The sequence below is a fragment of the Halorubrum sp. Atlit-28R genome, assembly GCF_003665955.1.
In the GTDB taxonomy this organism is placed as follows: Archaea; Halobacteriota; Halobacteria; order Halobacteriales; family Haloferacaceae; genus Halorubrum; species Halorubrum tropicale.
Window position 1 is genome coordinate 619,042 of the sequence record NZ_QPLS01000001.1, and the last position, 19,889, is coordinate 638,930.

General features: G+C 71.2%; 21 protein-coding genes. 4 read left to right on the plus strand and 17 right to left on the minus strand.

What is annotated here, in order from left to right; translation table 11 throughout:
* Window positions 1-2: 2 nt before the first annotated feature.
* From DVK06_RS03255 to DVK06_RS03325, 16 genes are all read right to left on the minus strand, one after another.
* On the minus strand, window positions 3-1,037 hold the full coding sequence (locus DVK06_RS03255; RefSeq protein ID WP_121599253.1) for a hypothetical protein: 1,035 nt from the start codon (window positions 1,035-1,037) through the stop codon (window positions 3-5).
* Between the two features lie 26 nt (window positions 1,038-1,063).
* Entirely contained in the window at window positions 1,064-1,897 is an 834-nt protein-coding gene (locus DVK06_RS03260) for an FAD-binding protein (protein ID WP_121599254.1), read from the minus strand.
* Entirely contained in the window at window positions 1,894-2,904 is a 1,011-nt protein-coding gene (locus DVK06_RS03265; protein ID WP_121599255.1) for an FAD-dependent oxidoreductase, read from the minus strand. Before DVK06_RS03265 ends, DVK06_RS03260 begins: the two co-directional genes overlap by 4 nt.
* Window positions 2,901-3,077, minus strand: a complete 177-nt coding sequence (locus tag DVK06_RS18880) for a hypothetical protein (protein WP_167551901.1) — start codon at window positions 3,075-3,077, stop codon at window positions 2,901-2,903. The genes DVK06_RS03265 and DVK06_RS18880 overlap by 4 nt, the downstream gene beginning before the upstream one ends.
* A complete protein-coding gene (locus DVK06_RS03270) occupies window positions 3,077-4,336 on the minus strand; it encodes an ABC transporter substrate-binding protein (RefSeq protein ID WP_121599256.1) in 1,260 nt (419 codons plus the stop codon). Before DVK06_RS03270 ends, DVK06_RS18880 begins: the two co-directional genes overlap by 1 nt.
* Before the next feature lies 1 nt (window position 4,337).
* A complete protein-coding gene (locus DVK06_RS03275; RefSeq protein WP_121599257.1) occupies window positions 4,338-5,576 on the minus strand; it encodes an ABC transporter substrate-binding protein in 1,239 nt (412 codons plus the stop codon).
* A gap of 193 nt (window positions 5,577-5,769) precedes the next feature.
* A complete protein-coding gene (locus DVK06_RS03280; protein ID WP_053771741.1) occupies window positions 5,770-6,096 on the minus strand; it encodes a NifU family protein in 327 nt (108 codons plus the stop codon).
* Window positions 6,097-6,303: 207 nt separating this feature from the next.
* Window positions 6,304-6,723: a metal-dependent transcriptional regulator gene (locus DVK06_RS03285; protein WP_121599258.1), complete on the minus strand. Its 420-nt coding sequence runs from the start codon at window positions 6,721-6,723 to the stop codon at window positions 6,304-6,306.
* 160 nt (window positions 6,724-6,883) lie between these two features.
* Window positions 6,884-7,678, minus strand: a complete 795-nt coding sequence (locus tag DVK06_RS03290) for a hypothetical protein (protein WP_121599259.1) — start codon at window positions 7,676-7,678, stop codon at window positions 6,884-6,886.
* Window positions 7,679-8,037: 359 nt separating this feature from the next.
* On the minus strand, window positions 8,038-9,312 hold the full coding sequence (locus DVK06_RS03295) for an ABC transporter substrate-binding protein (protein ID WP_121599260.1): 1,275 nt from the start codon (window positions 9,310-9,312) through the stop codon (window positions 8,038-8,040).
* A gap of 101 nt (window positions 9,313-9,413) precedes the next feature.
* Window positions 9,414-10,334, minus strand: coding sequence for an ABC transporter ATP-binding protein (locus DVK06_RS03300; RefSeq protein WP_121599261.1), 921 nt, complete (start codon window positions 10,332-10,334; stop codon window positions 9,414-9,416).
* Window positions 10,334-11,530, minus strand: coding sequence for an iron ABC transporter permease (locus tag DVK06_RS03305; RefSeq protein WP_121599262.1), 1,197 nt, complete (start codon window positions 11,528-11,530; stop codon window positions 10,334-10,336). The genes DVK06_RS03300 and DVK06_RS03305 overlap by 1 nt, the downstream gene beginning before the upstream one ends.
* Window positions 11,531-11,532: 2 nt before the next feature.
* Entirely contained in the window at window positions 11,533-12,564 is a 1,032-nt protein-coding gene (locus tag DVK06_RS03310; protein ID WP_121599263.1) for an NAD(P)/FAD-dependent oxidoreductase, read from the minus strand.
* Window positions 12,565-12,567: 3 nt separating this feature from the next.
* Window positions 12,568-13,782, minus strand: a complete 1,215-nt coding sequence (locus tag DVK06_RS03315) for an ABC transporter substrate-binding protein (protein ID WP_121599264.1) — start codon at window positions 13,780-13,782, stop codon at window positions 12,568-12,570.
* A 60-nt stretch (window positions 13,783-13,842) separates the two neighbouring features.
* The gene (locus DVK06_RS03320; RefSeq protein ID WP_121599265.1) at window positions 13,843-14,841 is read right to left on the minus strand and encodes a HEAT repeat domain-containing protein; all 999 of its coding nucleotides are present in this window, start codon (window positions 14,839-14,841) and stop codon (window positions 13,843-13,845) included.
* A 101-nt stretch (window positions 14,842-14,942) separates the two neighbouring features.
* Window positions 14,943-15,857 (minus strand): serine/threonine-protein kinase RIO2, encoded by a 915-nt coding sequence (locus tag DVK06_RS03325; RefSeq protein WP_121599266.1) that lies wholly within the window; start codon window positions 15,855-15,857, stop codon window positions 14,943-14,945.
* Between the two features lie 146 nt (window positions 15,858-16,003).
* Between DVK06_RS03325 and DVK06_RS03330 the strand changes: the two genes are divergently transcribed.
* The 4 genes from DVK06_RS03330 (at window position 16,004) to DVK06_RS03345 (ending at window position 19,219) form a co-directional block, all read left to right on the plus strand.
* Window positions 16,004-16,852 (plus strand): lipoate--protein ligase family protein, encoded by an 849-nt coding sequence (locus tag DVK06_RS03330; protein WP_121599267.1) that lies wholly within the window; start codon window positions 16,004-16,006, stop codon window positions 16,850-16,852.
* 70 nt (window positions 16,853-16,922) lie between these two features.
* On the plus strand, window positions 16,923-17,759 hold the full coding sequence (locus tag DVK06_RS03335; RefSeq protein WP_121599268.1) for a deoxyribonuclease IV: 837 nt from the start codon (window positions 16,923-16,925) through the stop codon (window positions 17,757-17,759).
* Window positions 17,760-17,848: 89 nt separating this feature from the next.
* Window positions 17,849-18,322, plus strand: a complete 474-nt coding sequence (locus DVK06_RS03340; RefSeq protein WP_121599269.1) for a hypothetical protein — start codon at window positions 17,849-17,851, stop codon at window positions 18,320-18,322.
* 63 nt (window positions 18,323-18,385) lie between these two features.
* Window positions 18,386-19,219: a class I SAM-dependent methyltransferase gene (locus tag DVK06_RS03345; protein WP_121599270.1), complete on the plus strand. Its 834-nt coding sequence runs from the start codon at window positions 18,386-18,388 to the stop codon at window positions 19,217-19,219.
* Between the two features lie 23 nt (window positions 19,220-19,242).
* On the opposite strand, the gene DVK06_RS03350 is transcribed toward DVK06_RS03345, so the two are convergent.
* Window positions 19,243-19,887, minus strand: a complete 645-nt coding sequence (locus DVK06_RS03350; protein WP_121599271.1) for a hypothetical protein — start codon at window positions 19,885-19,887, stop codon at window positions 19,243-19,245.
* Window positions 19,888-19,889 lie beyond the last annotated feature (2 nt).

A 19,889-nucleotide genomic window follows, 5' to 3' on the forward strand; every position in this document is an offset into this window, starting at 1 on the left:
CGTCAGTTCGCCGACGGGACCGACGCGGTCGACGGGCCGCCGTCGAGGGCTGGCGCGTCCGGGTCGACCCGGACCCACCAGTCGGAGCCGGTCGCGTCGCCGGCCGCGCCGAGGAGGGAGATGCCGGCGATCCGGCCGCGCGAGTCCCGACGGCACAGCTCCAGCGCGGCCGGGAGCGTCGCGACCCGCCCGTCGGCGGGCGACAGCGCGTACCCGGAGACCCGGACCGTCGCGTCGTCGGCCGGAACCCCGGGTCGCGCAGCCAACCCCGCCTCGTCGGCGCGCTCGTACCCCTCGACGAGACCGACGGCCGCGAGGCGGTCGAACGCCGCGTCGACCGGGTCGGCGGCGGCCGACTCCGACGGCTCGGGGAGGCGCTCGGCGGCTGCGGCCAGCACCGACGCCTGCGCGTCCGGGTCGAGGTGCCGGTCGAGCGCCGTCGCCATCGCTTCGAGCAGGCAGAGACAGAGGTCGTCGGGGTCGGCGACGCGCTCGGCGAGCGAGAAGTACGCGTTCATCGCGGCCGACTCGGCGCGGTCGTGGCCGCCGGCCGAGAGCGCCTCGAACGTCGCCGCGGCCGCCGCGTGGCAGAACTCGACGCGGTCGCGGGCCCGGCCGCGCCTCCCTGCCTCGCCCGCGCGTCGGCGGTCCGTCGGCGCGTCGTCCCCGCCGGGTGCCCGGCGGGCGGTACCGTCAACGATCCGGTCCGCCAGCTCCGCGGGCGGCGACCCGCCCTCCCCGGGGGCGAACGTCGGGCCGCCGTCGTCCCGCTCCGTCGACCCCGACGGCGGCTCCGCGAACTCCTGTCTGACGACCACGTCGTAGAAGGGGAGTTCGGGGTCGTACCGGCGGAGGGTGTCGCGGTACTGCTCCGTCGCGCGGGCCGCCGCGCGGGCCGTCTCGCGGCTCTCGAAGCGCAGCCCCGCGGCAGGCACGGGCCGGTCGCCGTACCGCGCGCAGACGAGCGAGAACTCGCCGTCGTCGGCCGCGAGCGATTCGATGTGGTCCGCGATGTCGAGTAGGGTGGTTCCGATCACGGTTGAGTGGATCCGGTCGCGTGCGTTCAGTCCTCGAGGCTCGGGTGCGTCTCCTGGGGGTCGGGGTGCGGCTCGACGGACCGCTCGCGCGCCGCGTCGAGCGCGGCGGCCTCGCGTGCCCGGCGTTCGTCGGCGTCGATCTCCTCGCAGCCGGGCGGCACGTCGCGGCCGCGGTCGGTGAAGTACCCCTCCGGCGCGACCCAGTCGTGGTAGAAGGGCGCGTCGTCGTCCTCCAAGAGCGTCACCGCGACCTCCGCGCCGTGGCCTGCGCAGACCGCGGCCTGATGGGGCTTCTCGGCGAGCCGCCCCGCCGCGTACAGCCCGTCGACGCCGGTCCGACCGCGCTCGTCGACGTCGACGTACGCCTTCCCGCGGTCGACGATCCCGGCGCCGTCGACCCCCTCCAAGTAGCCGACCTCGTTCTTCGTCGCCGCGACGACGTACCGCGTTCGCACCGGGTCGGCGCCGTCCGTCTCGACGACGAACCGCGCGCCGTCCGCGGCGGCGTCGGGTCGCGCGTTCGCCGCGGGGTCGTCCGCCGCGGCGTCGTCGACCGCGCCGATCGTCGCGACCCGGGTGACCCGCCCGTCGAACCGGTCCGCGCCGGCGCCGGCGGCCTGCTCGTCGAGGCGGTCGAGGAGCTGTCGGGGGTTGATCCCGAGCGGGAACCCGGGGAAGTTCTCGAGGTGCGCGTTGCGCCGGAGGATCGACTCGCCGGGGTCGACGACGAGGGTGTCGAGCCCCTGCCGTGCGGTGAAGACGGCCGCCGTGAGCCCGGCGACGCCGCCGCCGACGACCACCACGTCCCTGCTCGCGTCGGTCGACCCGCCGTCGGGGCCGTCCGCGCCGGTGTCAGTCATCGGTCCCCGACCTCTCGGCCCTCAGCGGGGCCGTCCGCCGCCTCATCGGGCAGTCCGATCGAAGCCGGGTCGGTGCCGAACGTCTCGGCGGCGTACTCGCGGACCACGTCGTCATCGAGGGCATCGAGCAGCCGGAGCTGCCCGCGGCGGTCCCGCCGCTCGCGCTCCTCGGCGGTGACGCACCGATCCAGGAACTCGGTCTTGAGATCCTCGCGGGCGGCGTCGACGACGGACCGGTCGACCCCGTCGTCCGCCGGCAGCATCTCCCGTTCGAACCACTCGTCCACGTGGTCGTCCCAGCCGTCGCCGCCGTAGCGCCCGTCGTGGACGACCCAGTCGACGTAGCGCTCGCCGACCGCCGGCCAGTACCGGTCGCTCATGTCGTCGCGGGCGAGCGCCAGGCCGACGCGAGCGCCGTGGCCGACGTTGACGCCGACCTGGTGGACGGTCTCGTCGCTCATCCAGCCGGCGACGTACAGTCCCGGTACTTCGGTGCGCCCCCCGTCTGTGGGGACGAACGGGTCCGGCGGCGACCCGTCGGCGTCGTCGGCCGCCTCCGTGCCTGCGCGTGTGTCCGCGACCGCGTCGGCAAGGGGGTCCAGCACCTCGCCGTCGTACGCGGCGGCGACGACGACGCGGTCCGCGATCAGTTCTCCGGACCCGGTCTCCACGGCGAACGCGTCGGACTCGCTGCCGTCGGGGTCCGCCGGCCGGACCGCGGTGACGCGCTCGTCGACCACCTGACCGCCCTCGGTCTCGACCTGCGTTCGACCCAGTTCGAGGAGTCTGTTGGGATCGATCCCCGCGGGGAACCCGAGGTAGTTCTCGACGTGAGCGCACTGCGTGATCGCCGCCTTGCCGCCGTCGAGGACGGTCGTCTCCAGGCCGTACCTGGCGACGAAGGTCGCCGCGGACAGCCCCGCGGCGCCGCCCCCGACGACGGCCACGTCGGCGTCGGTCCGCGAGTCCGGGTCCGCGGCTGGCGTGGTGTCGGGACGGGTCGTCATCGGCGCACCTCGACCGGTCTGTCGGCTGTGATGAACGGCTCGTCGGCGTCCGCCGCCGCGAACGCGACCGCGCCGTCGGGGCCACGCGCCACGCGCCACTGCGGGAGGGCGGGGACGCCGTACTCCGACGGATCGCCGTACGTCGCCGCGACGGTCCACTCGCGCGCGCGCATCAGAGGTCACCCGCGATGATGTCGTTGACACGGTCGCGATCGAACAGTCGGTTCTCTTCCGGGACCTCGGGAAAGGCCTCGGGATCGAACTCGCCGAACTCCTCGGGGTACAGCTGCTGGGCTTTCATTTCGGTTTGGAGCAGGTTGACGATCGGTCCCTGTTCACCGTACGCGCCCGGGTACACGCGGCCCTCGCTGACGGCCGTGAGCTCGCTTCCGACCTCGTCCTCCTCCATCGGCGTCACGTACTGCTCGCGGAACGCGGAGGCGGAGAAGGAGTCGGTGTCGCCCGTCGTGCCGATCCCCCAGTGGACGACGATGATCTCCGGGTCGACCTCCAGCAGTCGCTCGTAGCCGATCGCGCCGCTCTCGGCCAGCTCCTCCGAGAAGGCGCTCTTCACTTCGAGATCGCGGTACGGCTTCATCTCGTACCCCTCGCCGCGGGTGTACAGCGGATATATCTCACCGCTCGCCGGGTTGGACCCGCTGTTTATCAGTCCGACCTCCGGCCGCTCCTCCTCGGGCGGCAGCCGAGAGGCGATCTCGGTCCGGAGCTCCTCGTGGACCGCCGCGAGCGCCTCGTAGCGCTCGCGCTCCTGGAACAGGTCGGCGAGCCGCTCGAACCCCTCGTAGAGCCCGTACAGCTCGTAGTCGTGGAATCCGCGGCGACGCCGCATGTTGTTGCCGAAGAACGGGGCGATGTTCTCGCGGATCTCGGCGGTGTCCGCTTCGCTCCACGAGCCGTCCCAGCCGGTCCCGTGGAGGTAGTTCGGGTCGATGAGGAACACGTCGGGGTCGAGCTCGTAGAAGCTCTCCTTGTCCCAGCCGCCGTCGGCCCACATGGACGGTAGCTCGTCTTGCGGGGGCACGTCGAGGTCGAACGGCTCGAAGAAGAACGACGGGATCATGTTCCCCGCTGTGAGGAACCCGTCCTGCTGGCCGAGGGCGAACGCCATGTCCGCCCAGCCCCCGTTGTACACGGCGTACGTCTCGGGGACCGACTCGAAGGTGAGACAGCCGACGGGTTCGATGCAGGCCTCGTACGGTGCCATCCCGTCGCCCGAGGCGTCGCCGTCGGAGCCGTCTCCGTCGCCGTCGGCCGACGATCCGTCGTCGGTCGTCGAGGGCTGTGACCCGTCGCCGTCGGACGGCCCGCCGCCCGTACAGCCGGCGAGCAGGCCGCCGAGCGCGACCGCCCCACCGTACCGGAGGTAATTGCGCCTGTCGACGCGCTCAGAGCGATCGGTCTCGTCGGTCATCTCAGTAGTCCCCGCTGATCGCGTCCGCGACCCGCTGCCGGTCGAACAGCCGCTCCGCCTCGGGGATCTCCGGGTACGGACCCTCCTCGTAGCGGGGCCACTCGCCGAACGCCTCGGGGTACAGCTGCTTCGCGGTCATCTCCAACTGGAAGAGGTTGAGGATCGGCCCCTGGTACCGGGCGCCCTGCGGGTGGACCCGGTCGTTCCTGACCGCCGCGACCTCGGAGCCGACCGGGTCGTCCTCGAAGGCGGCCCGCCGGCCGGCCATGTCGGTCCCGGGCTCGAACCCGCCGAGGTAGAGGATCACGTCGGGATCGGCCTCCAGGATCGTCTCGAAGTCCACGACCGTGCCGGACTCGACGCTCCCCTCGAAGGCGTCGCGCGGCCCGAGCGGGCGCGTGTGCGACGTGAGGAAGCCGGGGTTGCTCAGCGTGTACGCGTACATCTCCTCGACGTCCGCGGCGGCGATCATGATCGCGGTCGGCCGCTCCGACTCCGGCGGGAGCCCCTCGTCGATCGTCGCGAGGAGGTCCTCCCGGACGGCCGCGAGCGCCTCGTAGCGCTCGCGCTCCCGGAACGCGTCGGCGACGATCTCGAACTGCTCCCAGAGGCCGTAGTACTGGTAGCCCTCGGCCCACTCCGCGGGCGGCTCCTGGTGGCGGTCCGAGAGCGAGTTGCCGAACCACGGCGAGACGCGCTCGCCGATCTCGTCAATATCGTCCCGGCTCCACGCGTCCTGCCGCGTGATCCACGCCGGGTCCGCGAGGTGGACGTCGCTGTTCAGTTCGTACAGCTTCTCCTTGTCCGGCTGCCACGAGGAATAGAGCCCGGACCAGTCGAGCGAGACGCCGGGGAGGCGCTCGACGAACTGGTTCCAGAGGCCGTCGTAGTAGTCCGGGGCGTGGAGGGCGGTAACGTCGTTCCCGCGGCCGAGCGCGAACGCCATGCCCGCGTGGTGGGTGAGCCGGGTGAACACCGTCTCCGGCGGCGACTCGAACGTCGCCTCGCCCGTCGGCGAGATGGACGCGGTGTAGCTCCCGCCGTCGTCCGCGGAGGGGTCACCCGATCCGTCGGAGCCGCCGTCCCCCGAGCCGGCCTCGTTCCCGCCGCCGTCGGTCGAGTTCGTGTCCTCCGGCGACTGGCTTGCGGCGCAGCCTGCGAGCGCTCCCACGCCGGCGACGCCGCAGTACCTGATCGCGTCGCGCCGAGTCGCCCCGGACCGCTCTGCGTCTGAGTCCATGTGGTTTAGGCCACCCTAAAGAAATAAATCGGTTTCGAATCTTAGGCGAGCCTAAAGAGTTCGGCGAGTCGGGGGAAACCGCGCCCGAACCGGCCGGTCGAGGCGGTGGTCGAGCGCGGTCACGGGGACCGGTCGGGGTCCGTGGTTCGAGCGCTCTCCCCGAAGACGGGGACGGACTCGTGCGGTTCCCCGGTCAGAACGGCGGGCTGTAGTCCTCGTACTCGTCCATCTCGTCCATCTCGTCGGTCTTCGACGGCATCACCGCGGCTCGCGGACCGCCGGACCGCACGACTTCCACGTCTTCGAGGCCGTCGACGCTCTCGGGGAGGCGGCGCTCGATGGCCTTCATCGTCATCGGGGCGATACCGCAGCCCGAACACGCGCCGCCGATGGCGACGGTCGCCGTTCCCGCCTCCTCGTCGACGTCGCGGATCTCGAAGCTGCCGCCGTGTTGCTGGATCTGCGGGACTTCGTTGCTCAGGTAACTCCGCGTCTGCCGTTCGAGTCCTTCTGCGCTCATTGCGCCCCCACATTCAACGCATAGTATCATAAAACTGTGGTATTAGGGTACCCTAAAAACACGCGATAGAGGCTATATATAGGACATATACTGATATTCCGCTGATAAGTAATTACGTTTTGTTATTTTTCGCACCGCCTAAAACGGGACGGCGGTCGATACCGGTCTGCCGGATTCGACCGGGGTGAGGACGCGTCCGGGCCCGGGTCAAGACCGCTCGCCGTCGGTCGTCGCCGACGCGTCGTCCGCGTCGGCTCCCGGGCCATCGCCCGTCTCGACGGGGAGCGTATCCGCGAGGCGTTCGGCGACGATCGGACTGACGAGCCCCGCCACCCGCATCGCCTGGCCCTCCGAGTCGTCGAGGTCCAAGACGCTCCGGAAGAACCACGAGACGGTCACGTAGGTCTCGTGTAGCTCCGCGGCTCGCTCGCGTCCCGCGTCCGTCAGCCTCGCGCCCTCGTACGGCCGGTACTCGACGAGGCCGTCGTCGTCGAGCCGCTGGAACGTCTCGGTGACCGTGGCCGGCGACCGGTCGAGCGCCTCGGCCACCGCGCCCGTCCCGATCGGCTCCCCGTTCCGATGCCCGAGGATGTACACCGCCAAGAGGTACTGCGGGGCGCCGGTCATCGCTCACCCCCTCGCGTCTCGCCGTCGGCCCCCGTCGACGACGGTCCGTCGGCGTCGTCGGCGCCGTCCTCTTCCCCACGCCCGTCACCGGGACCGAAAATCGCGAGGTACGTCCAGGCCCACGCCCGAGCGCGCCGACCTCGCGGTCCGCTTCCCACGGTCATACCCTCCGAACGAGGTGTCTCCGCACCGTTCGCTGGCAGTCGTCACACGTCGCCTCGAGCGTCGCGACCGTCGACAGGACGGGGTGATCGACGGGGAAGTCGCGGTAGAGGTACGGGGGGAGCTGGCGGTGGGAAACGCCCGCCTCGACTCCGTTGTTCGTCGTGCCGGTCAGAAACTCCTGTCGGCGCCGCGCCAGGTCCGCGCACCGCGATCGGAGTTCGTCGAGCGTCTCGTGTCGCGCCTCGAGCGCCTCGAAACCGAGCGCCGTCAGCGGCGTCTCGTCGAGGTCGACGATGCGCTCGGTGACGGCGTCGACGGCGTCGGCGGCGTCGGACAGGTGCGCCGCCTCCCGGGAGAGCGCCGCCTCGAGCGCGACGACCTCGTTCCGACGGGCAGTCGTCTCGGCGACGACCGTCCGCTTCAGCTGCGGACTGAACGAGGCGTCGGTCGCCGGCGAGAGCGCCAGCGCGATCGACTCGGTGAGCTCCGAGCGGACCGTCTCCAGCAGCGACTCGTCGCCGGAGCCTTCGACGTCGTCGAGGCTGTGCGGCCGGACCGTCTCCTCGAACGCCTGGCGGACATCACGACAGCGCGCGTCGTCGGCCGACCGCACGCGCCGCTCCGTCCCCGTGACGGCGGTGGCGCTCGTCGACGCGGCCGGCGTCGGGTCGGTCGACACCGACCGCACCCGGCGATTGAACTGCTCGAACGCCGCCCGTTTCGCGTCGAGGGCCTCCCGTTCTGTCCGAACGCGGGTCCGAGCGCGTTCGACGTACGTGTCGACGCCCATCTCAGGCCCCCTCGGCGGCGGTTTCGAGTCCGCTCCGTGCGGTCGCGCCCGTCGGCCCGACGGCGTCTGTCCGCGCCATGGGTCAGACGGGGCCCGTCCGGCCGGTCGAGTGACTCGCGCCGGTCGACGTGCTTGCGCGGGGGAGACCGCCTCTCCGCGTCGATTCGACGTTCCCGTGGTCGCTTCCGTTCATATGGTTTAGGCCGGCCTAAAAATATAAGAAAGTACCGGTCGTCACGGTCCCGAGACGGGACGCGCCGCCGGGAGTTCGCCCCGCGCGGGTCTCACGCTCGCGAGCCGGTCGGGCGACCAGTCGACCTCGCGCGGGGAGAGCGCGTCCGTCGGGCGTCGGTCCGCGGTCAGGCGTCGCCGTTGATGATGTCCGCAACGCGCTGTCGGTCGAACAGCCGCTCGCCGTCGGGGATCGCGGGGTAGGCGTCGCCGTGGTCGTAGCCGGGCCACTCGCCGAACCGCTCCGGGTACAGCTGCTTCGCGGTCATCTCCAGCTGGAACAGGTTCATGATCGGGCCCTGAACCGGGTTCCCGGACGAGTAGAACCGGTCGTTCTCGACCGCGGCGAGTTCGCTCGCGACGGGGTGGTCCGCCAGCTCCTCGCGGACCGCGCCCACGTCGTAGTAGGAGGCGATCCCGAACTGGTGGAGGACGACGTCGGGGTCGACCTCCAGCAGCGCCTCGTGGTCGTACGTCGTCTCGTAGGTGACCTCGTCGCCGGCAAAGGCGTCGGGGGCGCCGAGCGGTCGGACGTGCGCGTTCGCGAACCCGGGGCCGTCGGTCCGCGAGGGGTAGTAGGTCCCGTCCATGTAGATGAGCGTCGCGACCGTCGGCCGGTCCTCGGCCGGCGGGAGGTCGCTCCGGACCGTCTCGAGCAGGTCCTCGCGGACCGCGTCGAGCGCGGCGAACCGCTCCTCCTCCCGGAAGACGGCGGCGACGCGCTCGCCGACGTCCGGGAGCGCGTAGTACTCGTACCGGTCCCGACACGGCTCCGGCGGCTGCGAGCGCCGCCGGCTGTAGATGTTCCCGAACCACGGCCCGACGTTGTCGCGGATCTCGGCGACATCGTCCTCGGTCCACCCGTCGAAGGAGACGAACAGACAGGGGTCCGCGAGGTGGAGGTCGCTGTCGAGCTCGTAGAGCAACTCGCGGTCGACGGAGATGCCGCCCCCGGAGCCCGTGTTGAGCTGCGCGAGCCCGTCGCGGTCGAAGGAGACGCCGTCGAGGTCGGCGTAGTAGGCGTCCAGCGTGTTCCCGCCGGCGTCGGCGTCGAAGCCGAGCGAGTTGACCGCGTCACCGTGGCCGAGCGCGACGGCCAGGTCGGCGTACAGGAGGCTGTAGACCATGACGTCCTCCGGGACCGCGTCGAACGCGACTTCGCCGGCCGGCGCCATGGTCGCCGTGTAGCCGGGGTCGGCCGTCGAGCCGTTCGAGTCTCCCGTCGCGTCGGACCCGTCCGTCGCGTTCGACCCGCCGGTCGTCTCGTCGTCGGTCGCGTTCGACCCGGGGCCCTCGGAGCCGCCCGTACAGCCGGCGAGCACTCCCGCGCCGACGACCGCGCCGCCGTACTTCACGTAGTCTCGCCGGGTCGGCGCCCGACGTTGGCTTCGTTCGTCTGCCATATTTTTAGGCTGACCTAAAAATTGAAAAGGATTCTGATCCGTCGATTCCCGGCGGAGCGCCGTTCGCCGACGACCCGGGATCGACCGCGCCGGTCGCGACCCTACTCGTCGCCGCCGTCGGCCCGCGCGACGCGCTCGCTCGGGCGCTCGCGGTCGTCGTCGTGCCGGGCGCGAAGCGGCTCGATCCGGGGACCGCGCGGAGTCTGATCGACCGCGGCGTCGATCTCGAACACCTCGGCGAGCAGGTCCTCGGTGACGACCTCCTCCGGCGTGCCGCGGGCGCGGATCGCGCCGTCCTTGAGCGCGACCACGCGGTCGGCGACCCGCGCCGCCTGCTCGATGTCGTGGAGGACGACGACCACGGTGACCTCGCTCTCGTCCCGGAGCGTCTCGATGATCTCCATTACCTCCATCTGGTGGTGGAGGTCGAGGAACGTCGTCGGCTCGTCCAAGAGGAGCACGTCCGTGTCCTGCGCGAGCACCATCGCGATCCACGCGAGCTGTTTCTGCCCCCCGCTGAGGCTGCCGACCTCGCGGTCCCTGAGGTGACCGCAGCCCGCCAGCTCGATGGCGCGGTCGACGGCCGCCTCGTCCTCGTCGGTCGTCGTCTCGAAGAACCCGCGGTGCGGGTAGCGCCCGTGGTACACCAGGTCCTCGACGGTGATGCTGTTCGGCGACGTGCTCTCCTGCGAGAGCAGCCCCATCGTCCGTGCGAGCTCCTTCTTGTCGAACGAGTCGAGCGCCCGCCCGTCGACGAGCACCGAGCCGGCGGCGGGCGCGAGCTGGTCGGCGAGCCCCTTCAGCAGCGTGCTCTTTCCGGACCCGTTCGGGCCGACGAGCGCCGTCACCGCGCCCGCCTCGGCCGTGATCGACTCGCCGTCGACGACGGGCCCGTCGGTCGACGGGTACGAGAGGACGAGCTCCTCGCCGTCGAGGCGCCCGTCGGCCTCGGCGTCCCGACCCGCGTCGGCCTCGGTCTCGGTCAGTCGCTCCGACTCGCCCGCGGTCGGTTCGAGCGCCATCAGATCTCCCCCATCTGTTCCTGCTTGCGCATCAGGTAGAGGAAGTATGGTCCGCCGACGAGCCCCGTCACGATGCCCACCGGGATCTGCGCGTCGGAGCCGACGAGCACCGCCATGCCGAGGCGCGCGCCCACGTCGGCGGCGACCAGCAGCGCCGGGCCGGCGAACACGCAGCCGATCACCAGCTTCCGGTAGTCGCTCCCGACGATGTTGCGCACCATGTGCGGGACGATCAGCCCGACGAAGCCGACGATGCCCGCCACGGCGATGCTCGCCGCCGCGGCGAGCACCGCGACGCCGGAGAGGGCGAACCGGACCTTCTCGACGCTCATCCCGAGCGAGCTGGCCGTCCGCTCGCCGAGCAGCAGGACGTTCAGCTGGCGGGAGCTGACTAAGGCGAGCAGCATCGCGACGGCGGTCCACGGCAGGGCCATCCGGACCTGCTCCCAGTCGGTGCCCGTCAGCGAGCCGGTAGTCCAGGCGATGGCCGACTGGACGACGCCGATGTCGTCCGCGAAGAAGAACAGCGCCGTCTGGAGGCTGCTGAACACCGTGCCCACGATGACCCCCGCGAGCACGAGCCGGACCGGAGAGGTCCCGTTCTTCCACGCGATGACGTAGACGACCAGGAACGCGGCGGCCCCGCCGAGGGCGGCCAGAACGGGCAACAGCGACGAGATCCCGAGTTCGACCGTCGTCAGCGACAGCGACAGGTCCGCCGACACCGCGAGGAAGGGTATCGCGAGCGTCGCGCCGGCGAACGCGACGAGGACGAGCAGGATCATCAGGCCCGCGCCGGAGGAGACGCCGAGGATGAACGGGCTCGCCAGCTCGTTCCGCGTGACCGCCTGGAAGATGGCGCCGGAGACGGCGAGGTTCATCCCGACGAGCATCCCGACGAACACCCGCGGGAGCCGGATGTTCCAGACGATGAGGCTCTGCTTGCCCATCTCGGGGAGTTCGGCTCCGAGGAGGAACGCCCGCCACGTCTGCGCGTCGAAGAGGACGCGGGGGTCGAACACCGCCTGCCACGCGTCGACGATCGTCATCGAGAACGCGCCGAAGCTCACCTGGGCGAGCCCGCCGAGGACGACGACCGCGAGGCTCGCCGCACACAGCGTGAACAGCGAGCCGTCGAACCAGCCGAACCACTGCTCGCGCCAGCCGGCCGCTTCGGCGGAGGTGCCCGTCGCCACGGTCAGGATCCCCCCCGTGTCGCGCCGAGTTCGGCGGCGCGGTCCCGAACGCTTTCCTCGTCGACCGCGTCGAGCAGCGTCTCGTCGTCGAGGGCGTCAAGCAGGGTGTCGGTGTCGACCGCGTCCAGCAGCGTTTCGGCGTCGACGGCCCCGGCCACTCGGTCCGCGTCGAGGTGGGAGGCGAGCGCGGCCTGCCCCGCGGTCGCGCGCTCCTCGATCTCGTCCGGCTCGACGTACGACGAGAGCGAGTCGTCGATGGCCGCCGCGCGGACGCGCCGGTATCGCTCGGAGTCCGTGTCGACGGGCGCGTCCTCGCCGTAGTGGTCGTCGAACCACTCGGTCCACCGGTCGCGGTCGCTCCACTCGGCGTCGAGTTCGGCCTCGCGGCGCACCCAGTCGGTGCCGTCCGCGACCGCCTCCCACCAGCCGGCGTCGATCCGGGCGTCGGCGATGACGCGGTGCGCGACGCGGGCGCCGCGGCCGGCGGCCATGATCGCCTGCGTGTCGGCCTCGTCAGAGGGCGAGGCGACGTAGAGCCCGTCGACGGGCGTCGTCCCGTCGCGGTCGGCATACTCGCGGTCGAACCAGTCGTGCTCCTCGCCGTCGTGCTCGTACGTCTCGAACATCGCCGCGCCGTCGTCGAGTCCGCGCAGGTACGAGCCGTCGTAGCGCGTCGCCGCGATCACGCGGCGAGCGGTGACGGGGTCGCCCTCCTGCGGAGTGACGACGAATCCCTCACCGTCGTCGGCGCGGTCGACCGACTCGACGAGGTCGGAGTCGATCTCGCAGCCGGCGGTCTCGGCGTGGGCGTGGATCAGCCCGTACAGCGTCTCGACGTCGATCCCGGCCGGGAAGCCGAGGTAGTTTTCGAGGTGCGCGCAGCGCTTGAGCGACGAGCGCCCGCGGTCGAAGACGACCGTGTCGAGCCCCTCGCGGGCGCAGAACACGGCCGCGGAACAGCCCGCCGGGCCGCCGCCGACGACGGCCACGTCGCGGTCGCAGTCGCGTGTCGGTTCGGGGTCGGTGGTGCTCATTGGTCAGATGTCGCCGTTGACGATGTCGGAAACGCGTTGCCGGTCGAACAGCTGTTCCTCACCGAAGACGTCCGGATATATCTGCTGGGCGGCGATCTCGGTGTTCACGAGGTTGATGATCGGGCCCTGGTTCGCGGCGCCCCCGCGGAACACGCGATCGTTCTTGACCGCGGACACCTCGCTGCCGACCGGGTCGTCTTTCATCGGCTGGACGAAGTTCTTCTCGAACGTCTCCTCGGACTCCATCAGCCCCCACGGGGCGACGATGATCTCCGGGTCGACTTCGAGCAGCCCCTCGTAGTCCACCTTGTAGAAGGCGCCGTCGGTCTCCAGTTCGGCGAACGCGTTCTTGACCCCGAGGTCGTTGTACTGCTTCTTGCCGACTTGGTCCTCGATGGGGTAGCCGGTGATATCGCCCTTCTCCATGTCCGAGGTGGAGGTTATGAGCGCGATCGCCGGCCGCTCGTCCTCGGGCGGCAGTCGGGACTGGATGTCGCCGATGAACTCGTCGTGGAGTTCGTCGAACGCCTCGAACCGTTCTTGCTGTTGGTAGATTTCCGCGACCTTCCCGAACGCCTCGTACAGCGAGTAATACGGGTAGTCGTGCCACTCGTCTCCCTTCCGGCGAATGTAGTTCGCGGCGAAGGGACCGAGATCGCCGGTGATCTCCTCGATGTCGCCGTCGTCGAACCCGAACCACTGGCGCATAATGTTCGGGTCGAAGTGGAGGACGTCGGGGTCCATCTCGTAGATCAGTTCCTTGCTGACCCCGCCGTCGGCGTACAGCGAGCCGGTCTGATCGGGGGAGAAGTCGATGCCCGGTATCTCCTCGTAAGGGTACGCAGGGTAGCTCCCCGGCCCGTACGCCGTCGCGAGCAGAGCGTCGCCCTGGCCGAGGGCGACGAGCATGTCGCCGTAGGTACTCCAGTACGCGACGGCTCTCTCTGGCGGCTTCTCGAACGTGAGTTCGCCGACCGGCGCCATCTCCACCGAGTAACTGGTGTCCTCGGTCGACTCCTCGTCGCTCGCCGCCTCGTCGTCCTCCCCGGTCGTCGTCTCGTTTTCGGCCGCCGGTTCCGTGTCGTTGCCGTCAGGCGTCGAGCCGGAGTCAGACCGGCCCGCGCAGCCGGCGAGCAGGCCCCCGCCGACGACCGCACCGCCGTACTTGACGTAGTCCCGTCGAGACGATTCCAGCCGGTCGGGCCGTTCGTTTGCCATACGTTTTAGGCTCGCCTAACTCTTCAAAAGAGTTCCGAATCTTTAGGCCGGCCAAAATTTTCAGCGAGGCGTCCCGCAGCGGGGACACATCGGGGGACCGCCGTCGGCGAAGTCGAGGCCGCAGTGCGGGCAGACGCCGTCGTCGGGGACCGTCATCGCCGCGACCGCGTCGGCCGTCCCCTCGCGGACCGACTCGACGGTGCCGACGCCGGACACCGGATCTGACGCGGGATCGCCCAGTCGGCGCCGGCAGAACTCCGCGCGGTCGAGAAGGAAGGACGGCGCCGCGTCGGCGTCGACCTCGTCGAGCGCCTCGCCCGCGTCGGCGCGCTCTTTCGGCGGCTCGGTTCCGGCGAGCAGGCCGAGCGCCTCGGCGGCGCGTCCCCGGACGTACGGGCTCTCGTCGCGGAGGCGCTCGCCGAGGGCGACCTCGGCGGCCGTCAGTCGCTCGGGGTGCTCACAGCCTATCGCGACCAGCGCGGTACAGAGGTGGTAGCGCACGAGTTCGTCGCCGGCGTCGAGGTGCTCGGCGAGCGAGTCGACGTGGTGGCGGAGTCGGCTCGGATCGCCGAGCGCGACGTGCGCCAGCGCCTTCGCGAGCTTCTCTTTCACCTCCGGTTCGTCGAACTCCAGTCCGACGCGGAGGTCGGCCAGCGTCGCCGGGTCCGCGACCGCCTCGGGCGACTCGACGGCGACGTATCCGAGCGCCTCGGCGCAGCGGGCCCGGACGTAGTAGAACTCCGCGTCGTCCGCCAGCCGCTCCCCGAGCGAATCGACGGCGGGGGTCACGGCCTCCGGTGCCGTCCGCGCGAGCGCGACGAACAGCTTCGCGGCCGTCAGCCGAACCGCCCGGTCGTCGTCGGTCAGGAACGACGTCAGCGGCCCGACGGCCGCCCCGTCGAGGCGGGTCCCGTCGTCGACCGCGTCTCCGACGGCGCGCAGCGCGCGCTTACGAGTCTCGGCGTCGACCGCCGTGAGGTCTGCGACGGTCGCGACGACCGCCTCAGCGTCTCCCTCGGTAATCCGGGCGGCGAGGCGGTCGGGGTCCGAGTCCTCCATGATCTGTTCGGGAGTCTCGCGAGCGACCGGTTTCAACGCGGTGGTTCCGCGTCGGGCAGGACCGTACTGCCCGATGAGAATTGTATATCGCGCTATCCGATTTATCGGTCGTCGAACGCCCGAACGCTGTCGAACGAGCCGTCGGCGATAGCGGCGGCGATGCCGTCGATATCGGCCTCTCGGGGCACTTCGTGGGGATACTTGCGAGCGAAGTACCGCGTGAGGTTCTCGACGTCGCGTTTCAGGAAGTCGCGCGCGTTCTCGTGGTCGACGGGCACGGCCTGCGGCCAGTCGAAGACCGTCACGCCGCTCTCCGCGACGGCGACATTGTGCTCGGACGCGTCGGCGTGGACCCAGCCCAGGTCGTGTGCGGTCGTCAGCTCCCGGAGGATCAGATCGAGGACCCCGACCGCCTGCTCCGGGTCGAGCTTCGCGCGCGACAGCTCCACGCCCGGGAACTTCTCCATCACGATGGCGTGCCGGTTGTGATCGACCGGCCGCGGGACGCTCACGTCGGGGTACAGTTCCTCCATCGCCTCGTACTCGCGTTCGGCCGCCTTGCGCGCGGTGTAGAGCCACGAGACGTGGTCGCGGTCGGCGGTGTACTCGCGCTCGCGGTTCACCTCGCGGAAGTTGGTGTACCCCTCGCGGTGGTACTTCAGGGCGAGCGGCCGGAACGACTGCGCCTCGTACACGTCGCCCTCCTTGCCGAGCCCCAGGGGCGACCCCACGCCGTCGATGGTCTCGCGCTCGGCGAACGTCCGGAGCGCCAGCGCATCGTACCCCTCGAAGGTGAGCTGGTACCCCTCGTACTGGATCGTCTTCCGCTCGATCAGCTCCCGGTCGAGACACCGGTCGATCCGGTAGTCGACCTCCTCGCGCGTCAGGTCCGCGTAGTCGGGGAGCTTGTCGCGGCGCACCCACTCCGAGAAGCGCATCCCCTGCTCGACGCCCGAGAGGAGGTAGAAGTCCTCGGGGTCGAGCTCCGCCATGTCGCCGGCGACGTTTCGCACCATGCGCGCCCCTACTCCGGCGATTGGTAAAAGGGACGCGCGTTCGGGATCGGTGGCCGATAAATCGCATACTGCGATAACAAATCCGAATCTCGCCGTTCGCGACGTCGAGCGCAACCGCTTTCGGAGCGGCGCCCCACGGGAGCGGTATGACCGCGCCCGCCGTCGACTGGCGGCTGATCCGCGAGGAGGCCCGCCCCGGCCCGATGCAGATGGCGTTAGACGAGGTCGCCGCCGAGACCGCCGCGGCGGGCGGGCCCGCCACGCTCCGCACCTACCGCTGGGAGCCGAGCTGTCTCACCCTCGGGCGCCATCAGGAGCCGGAGACGGTCGACTGGGAGTTCTGCGAGCGCGAGGGGATCGACGTGACCCGCCGGCAGACGGGCGGGGGCGGGATCTACCACGACGGTCGCGGGGACGTGGCGTACTCCATCGCGGTCCCCGCGGACGAAGTGCCGAGCGAGCTGCTCGACTGCTATCACCTGCTCTGCGAGCCCGTCCTCGACGCGTTCGACCGGCTCGGGATCGACGCCGACTACGTCGAGGAGCCGCAGCCGGAGCTGTACCACCCGGCGTGTTACCTCCGCGAGCTTCACGCGGCGCACGACGTGGTTGCCGACGACGGCCGAAATGGACCGCGCAAGATCGCCGGCAACGCGCAGTACCGCAAGCGGGAGGCGGTGATTCAGCACGGGTCGCTGACGTTCTCCGTGGAAGCGGACCGCGATCTGGGCGTCTTCGCCGACCCCCCGGTGACACCCGGAGCGTTCCGCGACCGCGTCGTCGGGATGGACGAGCTGGTCGACGTCGACCGGGCGGACGCGGTCGCGGCCGTCGAGGCGGCGCTGGCCGACTGGGCGGGAGCGGCGCCGGACGCGACCGTGGAGACGGACGGTTCGTGGACGGAGGCGGAGCTGGAACGAGCCGAAGAGCTCGTCGCGGAGAAGTACCGCGACGAGGCGTGGGTCCGAACGCGCCCCGGCAGCGGCGGGGCGTAGCGGCCTCGGCGGGCGGGGCGGGGATTCCCGGTTCCGAAGGGGCTTTTTCGACCGCCTCCGTGTACCCGGTATGAGCCTCAAGGTCGGCGCGCACGTCTCCATCGCGGGCGGCGTGGACAACGCCGTGGCGAACCAGGTCGAGGTCGGCGGCAACTGCGGGCAGATATTCACCCACTCGCCGCAGGTGTGGCAGGACCCGGACATCGGCGACGACGAGGCCGAGCGGTTCCGCGAGGGGACCGAGCGCGACCTGGAGGGACCGTGGGTGATCCACACCTCCTACCTCGTGAACCTCTGTACGCCGAAGGAGGGGCTCCGGGAGAAGTCGCTCGACTCGATGCAAAAGGAGGTGGACGCCGCCGACAAGCTGGGTATCCCGTACGTCAACGTCCACCTCGGCGCGCACACGGGCGCCGGGGTCGAGGGCGGGCTCGACAACGCCGCGTCGGTGATCGACGACCTCGACGTGCCCGACGGCGTGACGGTCCTGATCGAGAGCGACGCGGGCGCGGGGACGAAGCTCGGCGGCGAGTTCGAACACCTCGCGGGGATCGTCGACCGCACGGAGACGGACATCGACGTCTGCGTCGACACGGCTCACGCGTTCGCGGCGGGCTACGACCTCTCGACGCCCGAGGCGGTCGACGAGACGGTCGCGGAGTTCGACGACGTGGTCGGGTTAGAGCACCTGGAGTACATCCACCTCAACGACTCGAAACACGAGTGCGGCACCAACAAGGACGAGCACGCTCACATCGGCGAGGGGCACATCGGCGAGGCGGGGATGGAGCGCATCCTCAACCACCCCGATCTGGTCGACGTGCCGCTGGCTCTGGAGACGCCGACCGAGGACGGGAAGAGCTTCGCGTGGAACATCGACCGGGTGCGGGAGCTGCGTCACGACTGAGACGAGCTCCGCGGCGCCGAACGCCGTCGGCCCCGAGGACGCCGTCCGTCCGACGCGGTTTTAAGTGACCTCGCGAGCGATCCACGGACATGCCCACCACGAAGGCGTTGCTGTTGGGACGCCGCCGCGGCCGCGCGGTCGGACTGGTGGTCGGGTTCGCCGGCGCCGTGGCGCTCGCGCTCGTCGCCGCGTTCCTCGCCGAGACGGCGGGCGTGACGACGGCGAGCGCCCTGACCGATCGGATACTGCCGCTGCTGGTGTTCTACGCGCCCGGGCCGCTCGCCGCCGCCGGCGCGTACGCGAGGTGCGGCGGCCCGGCGTGCCTGGCCGTCGGCGTCGTGCCGGCGGCCGTCCTCGGCGGGTTCGTCCTCCTCGGAACGGTGGTCGGCGTCCCCGGGATCAACGGGGGGAACCCGGCGATCGGCGACGTGACGGTGAGCTTCGCCGCGGTCGGGGTGACCAGCGCGTTCGTCGGCTACTGCGCCGGCGTGACCGCCGTCCTCGCCGCCGACCTGCTCGGGGTCGGGTCCGGTAGCAGGGACGGCGAACGCGGCGACGAGTGAGGACGCGGAGCCGCCCGCGACCGATCTCCTGACGTTTATTTCCGCCCGCCGCGAAGCGGGCCCGTGCGACGCTTCTCCGCCGAGTACCTCGAACACACCCGCCGCGGGATGTGGGACGACGGCCGCGACGCGCTCGCGGACCTGGACCTGCCGAGCCGCGAGCGCGTCCTCGACGTCGGCTGCGGCACGGGGGAGCTGACCCGCGTGCTGGCCGCGGAGGCGGACGCTGCGGGCGACGCGGACGCGACCGTGATCGGCGTCGACGCCGACCGCGACCTCCTCGGGGTCGCCCGCGAGGAGAGCGACGGGCGGATCGGCTACCTGGCTGGGGACGCGACCCGGCTGCCGGTCGCCGACGACGCGGTCGACCTGGCGGTCTGTCAGGCGCTCCTGATCAACCTGCCGGCCCCGACCGCGGCGGTGCGTGAGCTCGCCCGGGTCTCCGGGGACCTCGTCGCCGCGGTCGAGCCGGACAACGCCGACGTGCGGGTGGCCTCGACGGTCGACGCCGAGGAGCGCTTAGAGCGCGAGGCGCGCGAGGCGTACGTCGCCGGCGTCGACACCGACGTGGCGCTCGGCGACCGGGTGCGCGAGGCGTTCGGCGCGGCCGGGCTGGTCGATGTGCGGACGCGACGCTACGTCCACGAGAAGCGGACCGAGCCGCCGTACGCGGAGACCGCGCTGCGGTCGGCGGCCCGGAAGGCCTCCGGCGCGGGCCTAGCCGACCACCGCGAGGAGTTGGTCGCCGCGACCTCCGAGGCGGCCTACGACGACCTCCGGGGGCGCTGGCGCGAGATGGGCCGCGAGGTCGTCGACGCCATCGGCGCCGAGGAGTACGAGCGCGTCGAGTACGTCCCCTTCGACGTGACCGTCGGACGGGTGGCGTCGAGCGGCTGACCCCCGTTGCCCCGGGCGCCGGGTCAGACCATGTCGCCGCGGACGGAGGCGCCCTCCTGCTCGGCGCGCCGTCGTTTGAGCACGTCGGCGGCCGCGTTGGCCGCGTCCTCGTCGGCGCCGAGCATCCCGAGCGCGGCGGGCAGCGTCGGCATCGCGAGCGAGGCCTCGCGGAGGCGGTCGAACGCCTCGTCGTCGCGCTCGCCGTCGACCCACAGGCAGACCCCCCGGGGGTCGAGCACCTCCTCGTAGGCGTCGCGGGCGAGCGCCCCCTTCAGCCGCTGGCGGACGTTGTCCTCGAAGCCCGCGTTACACACTTCGAGGTGGATGGGCTCGTCGTCCTCTACGAGTTCGGCCGCGAGGCACTTCTCGGGCGCCGCGTAGCCGTTGTCGCTCGTCCGGACGCGGTCGGGGTGCGCCTCGGCCCAGTCGGCGTCGACCGTGGTGCCGACGCCCTTCACGCCGTACTCGGCCTCGAAGGCGGCGGCCGCGTCGCCGTCGCCGCCCATGATCACGTCCTTCGTGAGGTAGACGTCGAGCCGGTCGACCGGGTCGAGCCCGAGCGCCACGTCGCCGAACGCCCACACCTCGCGGACGGGCACCGGCATCGGCTCGCGCTCGACGCGGTCGACGAGCGACTCCAGGCGGTCGACGGCCCGTTCGCGTTCCATTA

What these genes read in the sequence shown, in the direction of transcription:
- DVK06_RS03300 (WP_121599261.1), bottom strand. Translation starts at nt 10,334, where the DNA reads ATGGCGCTCGAACCGACCGCGGGCGAGTCGGAGCGACTGACCGAGACC.
- DVK06_RS03290 (WP_121599259.1), bottom strand. Translation starts at nt 7,678, where the DNA reads ATGGGCGTCGACACGTACGTCGAACGCGCTCGGACCCGCGTTCGGACA.
- DVK06_RS03260 (WP_121599254.1), bottom strand. Translation starts at nt 1,897, where the DNA reads ATGACTGACACCGGCGCGGACGGCCCCGACGGCGGGTCGACCGACGCG.
- DVK06_RS03320 (WP_121599265.1), bottom strand. Translation starts at nt 14,841, where the DNA reads ATGGAGGACTCGGACCCCGACCGCCTCGCCGCCCGGATTACCGAGGGA.
- DVK06_RS03325 (WP_121599266.1), bottom strand. Translation starts at nt 15,857, where the DNA reads ATGGTGCGAAACGTCGCCGGCGACATGGCGGAGCTCGACCCCGAGGAC.
- DVK06_RS18880 (WP_167551901.1), bottom strand. Translation starts at nt 3,077, where the DNA reads ATGCGCGCGCGCGAGTGGACCGTCGCGGCGACGTACGGCGATCCGTCG.
- DVK06_RS03335 (WP_121599268.1), top strand. Translation starts at nt 16,923, where the DNA reads ATGAGCCTCAAGGTCGGCGCGCACGTCTCCATCGCGGGCGGCGTGGAC.
- DVK06_RS03285 (WP_121599258.1), bottom strand. Translation starts at nt 6,723, where the DNA reads ATGACCGGCGCCCCGCAGTACCTCTTGGCGGTGTACATCCTCGGGCAT.
- DVK06_RS03340 (WP_121599269.1), top strand. Translation starts at nt 17,849, where the DNA reads ATGCCCACCACGAAGGCGTTGCTGTTGGGACGCCGCCGCGGCCGCGCG.
- DVK06_RS03330 (WP_121599267.1), top strand. Translation starts at nt 16,004, where the DNA reads ATGACCGCGCCCGCCGTCGACTGGCGGCTGATCCGCGAGGAGGCCCGC.
- DVK06_RS03310 (WP_121599263.1), bottom strand. Translation starts at nt 12,564, where the DNA reads ATGAGCACCACCGACCCCGAACCGACACGCGACTGCGACCGCGACGTG.
- DVK06_RS03315 (WP_121599264.1), bottom strand. Translation starts at nt 13,782, where the DNA reads ATGGCAAACGAACGGCCCGACCGGCTGGAATCGTCTCGACGGGACTAC.
- DVK06_RS03280 (WP_053771741.1), bottom strand. Translation starts at nt 6,096, where the DNA reads ATGAGCGCAGAAGGACTCGAACGGCAGACGCGGAGTTACCTGAGCAAC.
- DVK06_RS03270 (WP_121599256.1), bottom strand. Translation starts at nt 4,336, where the DNA reads ATGACCGACGAGACCGATCGCTCTGAGCGCGTCGACAGGCGCAATTAC.
- DVK06_RS03265 (WP_121599255.1), bottom strand. Translation starts at nt 2,904, where the DNA reads ATGACGACCCGTCCCGACACCACGCCAGCCGCGGACCCGGACTCGCGG.
- DVK06_RS03350 (WP_121599271.1), bottom strand. Translation starts at nt 19,887, where the DNA reads ATGGAACGCGAACGGGCCGTCGACCGCCTGGAGTCGCTCGTCGACCGC.
- DVK06_RS03275 (WP_121599257.1), bottom strand. Translation starts at nt 5,576, where the DNA reads ATGGACTCAGACGCAGAGCGGTCCGGGGCGACTCGGCGCGACGCGATC.
- DVK06_RS03295 (WP_121599260.1), bottom strand. Translation starts at nt 9,312, where the DNA reads ATGGCAGACGAACGAAGCCAACGTCGGGCGCCGACCCGGCGAGACTAC.